This window comes from Labedella gwakjiensis, from assembly GCF_003014675.1.
GTDB lineage: Bacteria > Actinomycetota > Actinomycetes > Actinomycetales > Microbacteriaceae > Labedella > Labedella gwakjiensis.
In genome coordinates this window covers 2257227-2270556 of the sequence record NZ_PYAU01000001.1, presented here as the reverse complement: position 1 = coordinate 2270556, position 13330 = coordinate 2257227, and the positions used below count along the sequence as shown (strand labels likewise).

General features: G+C 70.6%; 13 protein-coding genes. 1 reads left to right on the top strand and 12 read right to left on the bottom strand.

Going from position 1 to position 13330, the window contains the following annotated elements:
- Positions 1-21: 21 nt before the first annotated feature.
- The 9 genes from CLV49_RS10765 to CLV49_RS10725 form a co-directional block, all read right to left on the bottom strand.
- Positions 22-954, bottom strand: a complete 933-nt coding sequence (locus CLV49_RS10765) for an oxidoreductase (RefSeq protein ID WP_106563543.1) — start codon at positions 952-954, stop codon at positions 22-24.
- Complete coding sequence (locus CLV49_RS10760; protein WP_106563542.1) at positions 951-1250, bottom strand: chorismate mutase; 300 nt, start codon at positions 1248-1250, stop codon at positions 951-953. Before CLV49_RS10760 ends, CLV49_RS10765 begins: the two co-directional genes overlap by 4 nt.
- 29 nt (positions 1251-1279) lie before the next feature.
- Positions 1280-2686, bottom strand: coding sequence for an FtsX-like permease family protein (locus tag CLV49_RS10755; protein WP_243696609.1), 1407 nt, complete (start codon positions 2684-2686; stop codon positions 1280-1282).
- Positions 2683-3516, bottom strand: coding sequence for an ABC transporter ATP-binding protein (locus tag CLV49_RS10750; protein WP_106563541.1), 834 nt, complete (start codon positions 3514-3516; stop codon positions 2683-2685). Before CLV49_RS10750 ends, CLV49_RS10755 begins: the two co-directional genes overlap by 4 nt.
- Before the next feature lie 100 nt (positions 3517-3616).
- Positions 3617-4576: a DMT family transporter gene (locus CLV49_RS10745; RefSeq protein WP_106563540.1), complete on the bottom strand. Its 960-nt coding sequence runs from the start codon at positions 4574-4576 to the stop codon at positions 3617-3619.
- Positions 4577-4781: 205 nt separating this feature from the next.
- Positions 4782-5414: a GNAT family N-acetyltransferase gene (locus CLV49_RS10740; RefSeq protein ID WP_106563539.1), complete on the bottom strand. Its 633-nt coding sequence runs from the start codon at positions 5412-5414 to the stop codon at positions 4782-4784.
- Between the two features lie 81 nt (positions 5415-5495).
- Positions 5496-6530 carry an agmatine deiminase family protein gene (locus CLV49_RS10735; protein ID WP_106563538.1) on the bottom strand — a complete coding sequence of 345 codons (1035 nt, stop codon included), beginning with the start codon at positions 6528-6530 and terminating at the stop codon, positions 5496-5498.
- Entirely contained in the window at positions 6527-8218 is a 1692-nt protein-coding gene (locus CLV49_RS10730) for an amidohydrolase (RefSeq protein ID WP_341810586.1), read from the bottom strand. The genes CLV49_RS10735 and CLV49_RS10730 overlap by 4 nt, the downstream gene beginning before the upstream one ends.
- A 241-nt stretch (positions 8219-8459) precedes the next feature.
- The gene (locus CLV49_RS10725; protein ID WP_158261954.1) at positions 8460-9623 is read right to left on the bottom strand and encodes a lactonase family protein; all 1164 of its coding nucleotides are present in this window, start codon (positions 9621-9623) and stop codon (positions 8460-8462) included.
- A gap of 38 nt (positions 9624-9661) precedes the next feature.
- Between CLV49_RS10725 and CLV49_RS10720 the strand changes: the two genes are divergently transcribed.
- Entirely contained in the window at positions 9662-10270 is a 609-nt protein-coding gene (locus tag CLV49_RS10720) for a maleylpyruvate isomerase family mycothiol-dependent enzyme (RefSeq protein WP_106563537.1), read from the top strand.
- A 99-nt stretch (positions 10271-10369) separates the two neighbouring features.
- Here CLV49_RS10720 and CLV49_RS10715 read toward each other — a convergent pair whose 3' ends face one another.
- The 3 genes from CLV49_RS10715 to CLV49_RS10705 form a co-directional block, all read right to left on the bottom strand.
- Entirely contained in the window at positions 10370-11656 is a 1287-nt protein-coding gene (locus tag CLV49_RS10715) for an adenylosuccinate synthase (protein WP_106563536.1), read from the bottom strand.
- Positions 11657-11714: 58 nt separating this feature from the next.
- Entirely contained in the window at positions 11715-12197 is a 483-nt protein-coding gene (locus CLV49_RS10710; protein ID WP_106563535.1) for a DUF3151 domain-containing protein, read from the bottom strand.
- 172 nt (positions 12198-12369) lie between these two features.
- Entirely contained in the window at positions 12370-13323 is a 954-nt protein-coding gene (locus CLV49_RS10705) for an ABC transporter substrate-binding protein (RefSeq protein WP_106563534.1), read from the bottom strand.
- Positions 13324-13330: the final 7 nt, after the last annotated feature.

The following is a 13330-nucleotide window of genomic DNA, read 5'->3' as shown; positions in this document are numbered from 1 at the left end:
TGTGAGCCGGTGCGGGCGGGGTCAGGGGTGGAGGAGGGAGAGGCCCGTCGCGCGCTCGGATTCGGCCCAGATCGCCGCGGCGACGTCCGGGTCGCGCACGACGGCCGCGGGAGTCTCCAGGACGGGCGCACCCTTCACCCGGTAGCGCGGGCCGAACGAGTCGCCGCCCTGCGCGAGCGGATCGACCGCCGCGCGCACCGTGGGCCACGCGCCCCGATCCTTCCCCTGCGTGAAGACCGCCTGAAGGTTGTCGACGAACCGCTCGACCGTACTCGGCTCGTTCACGCCGCGCACGAGAGGCGTCCGCCCGGTGATCGAATACCCGGGGTGCGCCACCAGGGCGCGCGTCTCGGCACCCGCCGCGCGCAGTCGCCGGTCGAGCTCGAGTCCGAACGACCACGACATGATCTTCGACTGCGCGTACGCCTGCCAGCCGGTGTACCGCCTCTCGAGCTGCAGGTCGTCGGCGTCGAGGCGGACGAGCCGCGTCGCGAGGCTGCCGAGTGTCACCACCCGCGCACCGGGCGTGCGCTCGAGCACGTCGATCAGCCGGGCGACGAGGGCGAAGTGCCCGAAGTGATTCGTGGCGCCGACGAGTTCGAGGCCGTCGGCCGTGACGGTCCGGTGACGCGGCGGATGCACGATTCCGGCGTTCGTGACGAGGACGTCGAGCCGGTCGAGCGCGGAGAGTTCCTTCGCCGCGCTGCGGACGGATCCGAGATCGGCGGTGTCGAGACGGACCACGGACACGTCGGCCCCGCGCACCAGACGCTGGATGGCGGCGCGGGCCCGAGCAGCCTTCATCTCGTCGCGACACACGAGCACGACGCGCGCGCCGGCGCGGGCGAGCTGCAGCGACGTGAAGAAACCGAGCCCCGCATTCGCCCCCGTCACGGCGATGACCCGACCGGACTGCTCTGGCAGTCGGGCCGGGTCCCATCCGTCGATCGTCATGCCCGCTCCGATGCGATCCGCTCGTGGTGGTGGATGACCTCCGCCACGACGAAGGAGAACCACTTCTCGGCGAAGGCCGGGTCGAGCTCGCTCTCCTCCGCGAGCGTCCGCAGCCGTTCCACCTGCTGCGCCTCGCGCGACGGGTCCGCGGCCGGGAGACCGTGGGTCGCCTTCAGGTGCCCCACCTCCTGTGTGCACTTGAACCGCTCCGCGAGGAGGTGCACGAGGGCCGCGTCGATGTTGTCGATGCTCTTGCGCAGACGGGTGAGGCGTTCGGTGACGTCGCTATCGGGCATACCGAAACCCTAGCCGCCCACCCGCCGTCTCAGCCGAGCGAACGCTCCGGATGCGCGAGCACATTGGTGAGGATCGGACGCGTCGCGAGCAGCGAGAGCCGCACGAGGACGAACCCCAGCACGAAGCAGATCCCGATCACGGCGAGCGACAACGGGGCGACGATGAGCGTCCACCCGACGAGCGGGAAGACGAGGATCGCGCCGAGCACGGCCGACGTGATCGCCACGAATCCGAGCGGCAGCATCACGGAGCGGACGCGCGCGGCGTCCATTGTGGCGAGCGGCATTCCCACGCGGTCGAGGCTCACATAGAGATCACGTCGGTCGAGCACGGCCGCAGCCTGGCCGACGCCCACGGAACACGCCACCATGACGAACGACGCCACGAGTGTGATGAGGATCCCTGTCCGGACGTCGGTGACCATGAGGTCTTCCGCCTCCGTTCCACCGCCGCCCATCGATTCGAGGAAGGCGGTGCCGGAGCCCGCCACGACGGCGACGAAACTCGTCATCGCGACGCCGCCGACGAGACGCCAGGCGACCTTCGGCGATTCCAGGATGCCGCGAGCGGAGATGAGCTGGTCGGCCGTGCGTGCCGACCGGAGCCGGACGCGTCCGAAGACGGACATCGCGAACGGGCCGACGAGACCGAGCACCGCGACGACGACGCCGAACGCTCCGACGAGCGCCCCCACCACGAGAGCGAGGTCCATCATGACGCCGAGGTTGTTCAGCACGACGAACGCGACGATGACGACGACGACGCCGACGAGGAGGCGCACCCAGGAGGTGTGAGGGGGTCGCTGCTTCAGGCGAACGCCGAGCGGCGAGACGACGACGGCGCGCAGGCCGACGACCGAACTGATCGCGGCGAGCAGCGCGACTCCGACGACCACGCCGAGGACCACGAGTGGCCCTGCCCAGATCGCGGTCGGCCCGATCGGTTCGCCGCCGAAGGGGATGAGCCCCACGAGCGGCATGCTGAGCGCGTACAGCGCGACACCTCCCACGGCTCCGACGATCGCGAGGGCCGTGGACTCGACCACCGTCACGAGCGTGACCGTCGACGTCGTCGCGCCCAGAAGACGGAGAGTCGCGAGGCGGTCGTCCCTCCGCCGGGCGGAGAGGCGGGCTGCAGCCCCACCGAGGGTCGCGAGCGGCACCACGAGGAGAGCGAGGGCGAGCAGGCTCAGCGTCTGGAAGAGGAAGGCCGTCTCATTCGTCCAGCGCCAGAACATGAGCACGCCGCCTGCGACGATGAGGAGGAGCGCGGTCGTCACGCCGAAGGCGACGATCGGCAGCACGACGGTCGCGGGGCTCGCGGCGCCGGGGCGGGCGAGCATCCAGGCGAGGCGGAGGACCGGGGCACGACCGGTGGGACGCACCGACGGGTCGGCGACCGGCGCGGCGGCCGGCGGCGGAGCGAGCGCGGTCATCGTCCCGACTCCCATCCGGAGCCGCCGAACGCGGGACCGTCGGTCGTGGGAACGTGGGCGACGGATGTGGTGGGCGGGCCCGCCGGCCCGGCACCCTGACCGGCCGGCGCGTAGCCGGGCATCGCGGCCGAGGCGGGGACGGGGCCGGCGGAGTCGCTCACGATGCGTCCGTCGGAGAGCCGAACGGTGCGGGAGCAGCGGGCCGCGACGGTCTCGTCGTGCGTGACGACGACGAGCGTGTGCCCCTGGCCGACCGTCGAGCGCAACAGCGCATCCATCACATCGACGCTCGTCGACGAATCGAGTGCTCCGGTCGGCTCGTCCGCGAAGATGAGCGTCGCGCCGCCGACCTGGGCGCGAGCGATCGCGACGCGCTGGGCTTGACCACCGGAGAGCTCACCGATGCGGCGCTGCTCCATCCCGCCGAGCCCGAGGGCGGCGAGCCACGAGGCGGCGCGCGCCTCGGCCTCCCGACGCGGGTACCCCGAGAGGAGCAGCGGGAGGGCTGCATTCTCGACGGCGGTCAGTTCGGGCACGAGGAGGCCCTGCTGGAACACGAAGCCGAAGGCCTCGCGACGGAGACGGGAACGTTCGCCGTCGGAGAGGGCCGAGAGATCGACAGCGCCGAGCGGACCGTCGAAGCGGACGGCCCCGGCGTCGGGACGGAGGATGCCGGACAGGCAGTGCAGCAGGCTCGTCTTGCCGGAGCCGGAGGCGCCCATGATGGCGACCGATTCCCCCTCGTGGATCACGAGGTCGACGCCCGCGAGCGCCGTGGTCGTGCCGTACCGCAGCACGAGGGACGAGGCGTGGAGGAGTGGAGTGTTCATGTCCTCCAGCCTCGTCGGGACGCGAGCGGATGGCGTCGGCCGCCCGGATCATCCCTCGTCATCCCCTGGGAGGATTCCGTCGAGACGCCGCGAGGAGTGGTCAGGCCGCGGGAAGCCTGCGATGCGGCAGCCGGATGCGCTGCTGAGCGAGCAGGATGCCGACGAAGATGATCGCGCCTCCCACCGGCTGGTTCCAGGCCACGTGCTCGCCGAGCAGCACGATCCCGAGAATCACACCGACGACGGGCGTGATGTAGGTGACGCTCGACGCCGGCGTGGGTCCCCACGCGTCGAACACGTTCATGTTCCACAAGTAGGCGACACCCGTTCCGAGCACCCCGAGGGCGAGCAGGCTGAGCACGACCCACACGTCGAGCTGGACCGGCGACCACGCCACGATCGGCGTGAGGAGCACCATGATCACGGCGGCGATCGAGATGTAGAGGAAGGCGGCCGTGATGGGCTGCAGCGCGTACGGCGAGAGAAAGCGGCGCATGTAACCGAAGGTGAAGCCGTAGCAGGCCACGGCGCCGAGGCAGGCGAGCTGCCCACGGACGTCCCCCGTGAGCGCGCCCACTTGCCACGGCGCGACGATGACGATCACGCCCACGAAGCCGAGGACCACGCCGGCGACGCGACCCGTGTCGAACTTCTCGACGCGGAACAGGAGGGCGGCGAACAGGGCCGTCATGAGCGGTGTGACCGCGTTGTAGATCGACGCGAGGCTCGACGAGACGTACTGCTCTGCCCACGCGAACAGCTGGTGCGGGATGACGGCGTAGAAGATCGCGATGACCGTGAGGTGTCCGTAGACGCGCGGCGAGCGCGGCAGCTGCACGCGCATGACGATCGCGATCACGCCGAGGGTGAGGGCGCCGAGGACGAGTCGGGCCCACGCGACCTGTCCGAAGGAGACGCCGCCGAGCGCGACCTTCATGAAGAGGAAGCTCGACCCCCAGATGAGACCGAGGGCGAGGAACTGGGCCGTGACGATCGCGCCGGCTCGCGGGGACCGGACGGAGGGGATGGAAGCGGTCTCGGGGGTACTGGTCGAACTCACGGATCGACGCTATCGGTTGCGCACCCGGCCCACCGGCGCTTTCCGGTCACCGTTGTCCGAGATCCCGCCGTCCTGTTCCTCCCCGCCTCTCCCCCGCCCATCCCCACCCCAAAAAGATGGCGATACGGCACGAAACCACGTGGTGTATCGCCATCTTTTTGGGGTGTGGGTGTGTGTGTGTGTGTGTGGCGAGCGGCTGGAGGGGTCAGGACGGGATCGGGAGCGGGCGGGTGTCTGCGGCGAGGCGGGACTCGAGTCCGGACCGGACGGCTGGCCACTCCTCCGAGAGGATCGAGTAGACCGCGGTGTCGCGCCACGAACCGTCGGCCCGCACGCGGTCGTGTCGCAGGACACCCTCGAAGACGGCGCCGAGCTTCGTGATCGCGGCGCGCGACCGTCCGTTCATCGCGTCGGCCTGCAGCTTGACCCGGTCGAAGCCGTGATCGAACGCGAGACCGAGGAGCAGGAGCTTGCACTCGACGTTCACGGACGTCGCCCACACGCGCGGGTCGTACGCGGTCCACCCGATGTGCGCTCCGCGGTTGACGACGTCGAGGTCGCCGAGCGAGGTCGTCCCGAGAACGACGCGGCTGCCGTCCTCCCGTTCCGTGGAGACGAGGAACGGGATGCCCGTCGACCACGGGTAGTAGCTCTCGACGAAGGCCGCGAACGCGTCGGCATCGGCCGGGAGGCCCGCAGGACCCCCGCCGTATCCGCCGGCGAACACCTCGGGGCGACCGATCGCCGCGAACAGCTCGGGGACATCCTCCGGGGCGAGCGGCGAGAGCACAACGGATCTACCTCGGAGGGACTGCGGCTCGGGGCGTCGTGCGTTCACGGTGTCAGTCTCCCACGCAGATTGAGCGCGTCCCGTATCGGTCGCGGGCGTGTGCGCGGCGATCCGGAGGCCGGTGCGGAGTCAGGGCGAGACGAGCGGCGCCGGCTGGTTCTGCGTGATGCAGTGGATGCCGCCGCCGCGAGCGAAGATCGGACGGGCGTCGACCGCCACGACCTCGCGGCCCGGGTACGCCTCCGCGAGGATCTCCACGGCGAGCGCGTCGTTCGGGTCGCCGAAGGAGCACGCGATCACGCCGCCGTTCACGGGCGTGTGGTTGATGTAGCTGTAGTCGACGAACCCCTCGCCGTCGCGCAGCACGCGCGGGGCCGGCACGCGCACGATCCGGTAGGCCGTGCCGTCGACGGCGACCGCCTCGCCGAGCACGGCCATGACGCCGCGCATGATCTCCGCGTCCGGGTGCTCCTCGTCGCGCTGGTCGTGGACGAGGAGCGTCGTCGGGTCGGAGAAGGCTGCCACGATGTCGACGTGACCGCGCGTTCCGTAGGTCATGGCGTCGCGGTAGAGCCCGCGGTCGAGCCAGATGACGCGCTCCACGCCGAGCGTGCGCGCGAACTCCCGCTCGATGTCCTCTTCCGCGGCGTCGGGGTTGCGGAACGGGTCGAGCTGCACGGACCGGGTCGCGAGCACGGTGCCGCGGCCGTCGACGTGGATGCCGCCGCCCTCGTTGACGATCGGCGACGAGACGACCGGGACACCCGCGAGCTCCGCGATGCGCCGGGCGGTGTGCTGATCCTGTTGCCACGAGATTCCGGGCTGCTGTCCCCAGCCGTTGAAGCGCCAGTCCACGGCCGCGACGGCACCGGTGGCGTCGTGGACGAATGTCGGGCCGCTGTCGCGCAGCCATCCATCGTCGAGCGGCGCCTCCGCGATCTCGACGGCGGCGGAGAGATGCCGCCGCGCCTCCGCGATGTGCGCGGACGGGACGAGCATCGTCACCGGCTGGAAGTCGACGACGGCGTTCGCCACACCGGTCCAGGCGGCGACGGCGGCCGCGGCCTCCTCCTCGCCCTCCCCGAAGGTATCGGCCGGCGCGGGCCAGCCCATCCATGTGCGCACCTGATCGCCGGCCTCATGGGGCATCGTCCATCCGGTCATGCCGACACCTCCTCCCCGTTCTCGACGACGGCCGGCCCGAAGCGTTCGCGACCGATCACCGGGACGCCGTCGATGAGCGTCATGAGCACCTCGGCGCCGGCGAAGTCGTCCGGGTCCGCCGTGAGCGGATCGAGCGCGAACGCGGCGAGATCGGCGGGACTCCCGACGGCCAGCGTCCCGCCCTCCTCGCCGATGGACGCGAACACGTGCGACGTGTAGCCCTCCAGCGCCTGGCGCGCCGAGAGCGCTTGAGCGGGGAGCACAGGATCGACGTCGGGCTTGAGCGCCGGCCGTCGCAGAACGGCGTCAGCGAGGGAGGCTCGCGCGTCGTACGGCGCGACGGGCCAGTCGCTCCCGAGGGCGACGGTGACGCCCGCCGCGCGCAGGTCCCCGATCCGCCAGGCCCGGTCGGCACGCTCCCGGCCGAGTCGCACCGACCAGTTGTCGGTCTGGTCGGCGCGTGTGTAGTGCGTGCAGTGCGTCGGCTGCATGCTCGCGGCGATCCCCGCCTCGACGAAGACGGCGAGCACGTCGTCCGGCAGCGTCTCGATGTGCTCGACGCGATGCTGGACACCCGTCCGCGGCAGACCGGCGAGAGTCCGCACGACGAACTCGATCGCTCGGTCGCCGATCGCATGAGTGGCCGTAGGCACGCCGGCGGCGTGGAGGAACGCAACCCGCTCGGCGTACTCGGCGGGGTCGAGCCACAGCGGATCCGTCGACTCGCCACGCGTGTCGGGCTCGCGGAGCCAGGCGGTGCCGTTATCGATCGTGCCGTCGATCATGAGCTTCACGCCCTCGACCACCCACCGACGGCCACTCCGCCCCTGCAGGGCGATGAGGTCGGCCATCTCCGCGTCCGTCATGCCGGGGAGGCACATCGGCGAGATCCGGAGCCGGATGCCCAGGTCGCCCGCGAGCTCGGCCGCTTCGAGGAGATCGAGGGCGTCCGCGTCGTGCATGTCCATCACGTGAGCACCGGTGATGCCCGTGGTCGCCATCCCGCGGAGCAGGCCATGGAGCTGGTCCACCCGCTCGTCGAACGTCGCCCGCGGCATGATCGACTCGACGAGCCGCATCGCCTGGTTCTCGAGGAGGAGCCCCGTCGGTGCTCCCTCTCCGTCGACGGCGATGCGCGACGCGTCGCCGAACTCCTGCTCACCGGCGATCTCCGCGAGGGAGAGCGCACGCTGCGACACGATCGCGGAGTGCGCGTCGAAGAGCATCACGAAGACGGGACGGCCGGGGCAGGCCTCGTCGAGCACCCCGCCGTGCGGCTCCACGTCGCCGAAGAGATTGGGATCGAGTGCCCAGCCGGACACCCATCCCTCCTCACCCGTCGGTGCGGCCGCTGCGAGGGCCGCGCGCACGTCGTCGAGGTCGACGCACGCGCTGAGGTTCACGCCGGAAGCGAGCTCGAGTCCGGAGATGGGGTGGAGGTGCCCGTCTACGAGTCCGGGCGTCACCGCCGCGGCGCCGAGATCGACGACCCGCGTGGCCTCGGTCGACCAGGCGCGAGCGTCCGCGCGCGAGCCGAGCGCGACGACCACTCCGTCGCGCACCGCGACGGCCTCCACGTCGCCGAGACCGGGGGCGAGCGTGTGCACGGCGTCCGCCATGACGATGACGTCGGGGGCGATCGGGGCGAGGGCATCCGGCGCCGTGGGCGGCTGGGGCTGGGCGGTCACGGCTGTCTCCGTCGAATCGCGAGGCGGGAGCCGCGCCGGACGACCGGTCGCGACGCGGGGCGGGCCGGAGCGGCGTCGAGCAGGTCGCACCGTCGGGTCGGTGAGGTTCCGCTATTCCCGCCGCTCCGTGCCCCGGGTGACGATCACGATACCGCGACGGGCTTCGGAGCGCCATACTCAGCCGTGGATTGCCTCGGTCACGACGGAATCCGTCGTCGGCTTGTCGGCTCCCTGCCCGTTGTCACAGCCGGGCCGGCGCGAGACACGTGGGTGTGCCGACCTCGACGCTTCCGATCCGGCGCCCCGGCGCCCCGGTCCGCTCGTCGATCGCGAACGAGTCGACGGCGCCGGACCGTTGATTCGCGACGTGCAGCACGACCCCGTCCTCGACGTGGTGTCGCGGGTGGTCCCCGCCGCTCTCCACGTCGGACACGGCCCGCAGCTCGCTGCCGTCGCCGCGGATCTGAAGAGTCGAGATGCGGTTGCTTCCCCGAACGCTCGTGTGGAGGTGCTCTCGCGAGCCGACGACGCTGATCTCGGCGGCCGCGTCGCCGTCCTCAGCTCCGTCGGCCGTCGCCTGTGCGCCGGCCACCACTCCGAAACGCCCGTCGAGGCCGGCCCGCAGCGTGAAGACCTCGATCGAGTACTCGGTCAGCACGTGCAAGTGGCCGCTCTCGTGCCATGCGAGGTGGCGGGGGCCGACACCGCGGGGCAGCGTCACCTCGTGGTCGAGGACGAGGGGGGCGGCCGACGACGAGCCGCGACGCCAGAAGCGAACGAGGTCGAAGCCGAGGTCCGTCGTGGCGACGCGACCGTCAGGCAGCCAGCGGGAGGTGTGCGCGCGAGACGGTCGCGCCTCCGCCGTCTCCTCCCCCTCGAACACCGGCGGCTCCGTCTCCGTCTTCCGCCCGAGCAGCACCGCGACACCGTTCGACACGAAGCCGTCGGACGCGGAACCGGGCGCCCCGGGCACGCCCCACGGGTCGCGAGCGTCTTCGAGGTCGGTCGCTCGTCCCGAGAGGCGGCCGTCGGACTCGAGTGGGAGCACGACGACGCGGCCGTCGCCGTAGCACGCCGCCACGAGCGAGGCCCCGTCAGGGGAGACGGAGAGGTGACACACGATGCCACCCACCTCGACGGGGGCGCCGTGGCGCGTGAGGGTTCCGTCGTGGGACGCCCCGAACGCCTTGATCAGACCCGAGAACTCCTCGGCGGCGAAGACGACGGGGAGGGACGGGTGCTGCACGACCCACGAGGGCGAATCTGCGTCGTGGTGGGACACGGGGACGAGGCCACCCGTCGCCTCCCGGCCGAGGGCGCGGACGCCGACTCCGCTCCCCTCCCCGGTGCCGCCGGTTCCCGGGGTGTAGCTGCCGAGCCAGAACGCCGCCGCCGTCTCATCCATTGCTTCAGTCTGGCAGCCGGTCGTGCCAGGGTGGACCCATGGTGAGCATCGATCGCTTCCGGGCAGCATCCGACCTCTTCGTCGACGCGGTCGAGGGGGTGCCGGACGATGCGTGGGAACGGCCGGGTCTCGGGACCTGGGATGTCCGGGGGCTCGTCGGACACACCGCCAGGGCTCTCATCACGGTGATCGACTACCTCGACCTCGATGCGCCGTCGTCCGTGTCGATCGAGACGGCCGGCGACTACTACGGATCGCTCTACCTCGTCTACACGAACCCGGAGGCGATCCATCGTCGCGGCGTGGACGTGGGTCGCTCCCTCGGCGACGATCCCGCCGCGGCGATCCGGGCGCTGCGGGACCGGGCGATCGCCGTCGTCGAGGCGCAGCCGGAGGGACGGATCGTGTCGATCGGCGGGATGGGCATCCTGCTCGAGGAGTACCTTCAGACGCGTGTCTTCGAGCTGGTCGTGCACACGATGGACCTGCGTCGCGCGATTGGCGAGCCCGTCGACATCCCGTCGGGGCTCGTCGAGACGACGGCGACCCTCGCTGCGGCGATCGCCGCCCGCACGGGCAAGGGCGAGCAGCTCCTCCTCGCCCTCACCGGCCGGGCCCCGCTCCCGCCCGACTTCTCCGTCGTCTGACCGACCTCACCCCCCTACCCCAAAAAGATCGCGATACAGCACGGAACCACATGCTGTATCGCGATCTTTTTGGGGTGAGACGGGGTGTGATGGGCGTGGTCAGGAGAGGAGGTCGTGGCGGACGACGACCTCGTCGCGGCCCGGACCCACGCCGATCACCGAGATGCGCGAGCCGCTCATCGCCTCGAGCGCGAGGACGTAGTCCTGCGCGTTCTTCGGGAGCGACTCGAACGTGCGGCAGCCGGTGATGTCCTGCTTCCAGCCGGGGAAGTCCTCGTAGATCGGCTTCGCGTGGTGGAAGTCCGACTGCGAGACCGGGATCTCCTCGACGCGCTCGCCGTCCACCTCGTACGCGACGCACACGGGGATCGTGTCGAGGTCGTCGAGCACGTCGAGCTTCGTGAGCACGAAGTCCGTGACGCCGTTGATGCGGGCAGCGTAACGCGCGATCGGGGCGTCGTACCAGCCGACGCGACGCGGACGCCCCGTGGTGGTGCCGAACTCGAAGCCGGTCGCTCGCAGGTAGTCCCCCGACTCGTCGAAGAGCTCCGTCGGGAACGGACCCGCGCCGACGCGCGTCGTGTATGCCTTGACGATACCGATGACCCGATCGATCCGATTCGGGGCGATGCCCGATCCCGTGGCGGCACCGCCCGATGTGGCGTTCGACGACGTCACGAACGGATAGGTCCCGTGATCGACGTCGAGCATCGTGGCCTGACCGCCCTCGAACAGCACGATGTCCTCGCGCTCGAGGGCCTCATGGAGTTCGAGCGCCGTGTCGGTGACCATGGGACGCACGCGGTCGACGTACGACAGCAGGTCGTCCACGATCTCGTCGACGGCGATCGCGCGACGGTTGTAGATCTTCACGAGCATGTGGTTCTTCACGTCGAGGGCGCCCTCGACCTTCTGCCGCAGGATGTTCTCATCGAAGAGGTCCTGCACGCGGATGCCCACGCGGTTGATCTTGTCGGCGTAGGCGGGCCCGATACCGCGACCGGTCGTGCCGATCTGGCGCTTTCCGAGGAAGCGCTCCGTGACCTTGTCGATGGTGCGGTGGTAGTGCGTGATGAGGTGCGCGTTCGCGCTGACGCGCAGCTTCGATACGTCGACGCCGCGTGCCGTGAGGGCCTCGAGCTCGTGGAAGAGCACCTCGAGGTCGACGACGACGCCGTTCGCGATCACCGGAGTGACGCCCGGGGTCAGAATGCCGGACGGCAGCAGGTGGAGCGCGTACTTCTCGTTGCCGACCACGACCGTGTGGCCCGCGTTGTTGCCGCCGTTAAACTTCACGACGTAGTCGATGCGGCTGCCGAGGAGGTCGGTCGCCTTCCCCTTGCCCTCGTCGCCCCACTGGGCGCCGACGATCACGATTCCTGGCATGCTCGATGCCCTTTCCTTCGGCCGGGCGGGTGCCCGGTCAGCTCACTGCGCCGCCCGGTCAGTCCAGGCCGCGGATGACGAACGCCTCGGTGGACGGAGACGGTTCGTCGCGGTTCTCGCCGAGCGACTCGATACGGGCGACGGCCGTCTCGTCGGCACCACGGAGGAACTCGTCGAGACGAGTGACCTCGTCCGTCTCGCCGATCGCTGCTGCCGCCTTGCGGAGCGCGTAGAGCGAGCGGAGGACGCCGCGATTGGGCTCGTGCGACCACGGGACGGGCCCCTGGCCGCGCCATCCCGCCTTGCGGAGGGAGTCGAGGCCGCGGTGGTAGCCGACCCGGGCGTAGGCGTACGCCTGGAGAGCGGACGCCGGGTGGAAGGTGTGCTCGGCGAGGAGCGCCCAGGCGAGGGACGACGTGGGGTGCGCGCGGACGACAGCTTCGATGTCGTCGATGGTGGACGCCGATGCGAGCGCGTCGACGACCTCGGGCTCGGCGGGGAGCCGCGTCTCAGGGATCCCCAACAGGTCGTGTCCAGTCACCCGTCCAGCCTACCGCTCACGCCTGCGCGCCACATCCGAGTGCGCGAGCCGCCCGATCCGTCGCCGAGGGCTCGGCGTGTTGACGGGTTGGGGAGCGGGCGCTGAGGGCTGTAGATACGAGTCGAGGGCGCCAGGTGTACCTGGCGCCCTCGCTCGGGAGTAGCCCTTTGGGTTACTGGAAGAGGCCCTTGTCGGCGAGCCAGTCGGTGGCGAGGGTGGCCGGCGCGGCCTTCTCGTCGCCCTGGTTGCGTCCGTTGAGCTCGATGAGGTCCTCGGTGGTGAGCTCGGCGGACACCGTGTTGAGGATCTCGGCGACCTCGTCGGTGGCCGAATCGGAGTTGATGAGCGGCACCACGTTCTGCGGCAGGATCATGTTCTCCGGGTCCTCCAGCGTCACGAACCCGTTGTCGGCGATGGCCGGCGTCGTCGAGTAGATGTTCGCGATGTCGACGGTCCCGTCGAGGAGCGCCTGCACCGTGAGCGGCCCGCCCGAGTCGCTGATCGGCTCGAACTGGATGTTGTCGGGCGAGACGCCGTAGATCTCCTGCAGACCGGTGGGTCCGTAGGGACGCTCGGCGAGCTCCGGGTTTCCGCCGATGACGAGCGGGCCGTCGACCTTGATGAGGTCGGCGAGACTCTCGAGACCGTACTGGTCCGCGAAGTCCTTCGTGACGTTGTAGCTGTCCTTGTCCTCGGCGGGGGCCTGGTCGAGAACCTCGTATCCGTCGGGCAGCACGTCGCCGAGAGCCGAGTACACCTCGTCGCTCGTGACGGCCTCGTTGCCCGCATCGTAGAACTGCAGGAGGTTGCCGGTGTAGTCGGGGACGAGGTCGATCGAGCCGTCGTCGAGGGCGGCGATGTACGCGTCGCGCTGACCGATCTGCATCGTGCGCTCGACCGTGTAGCCGTTGGCCTCGAGGGCCTGTGCGTAGATCTCGGCGATGATCTCGGACTCGGCGAAGCCGGCCGAACCGATCGCGATGGTCTGCGAGTCGCCGGACCCGCCGTCGTCGCTGCCACCGCCGCTGCCGGTGATGGGGTCGCCGTTGGAGCACGCGGCGAGCGTGAGGACCGCGCCGGCCGCGAGCAGACCGAGCGCGACGCCGTGACGTCGTTTCGTGAACATGGGTGAT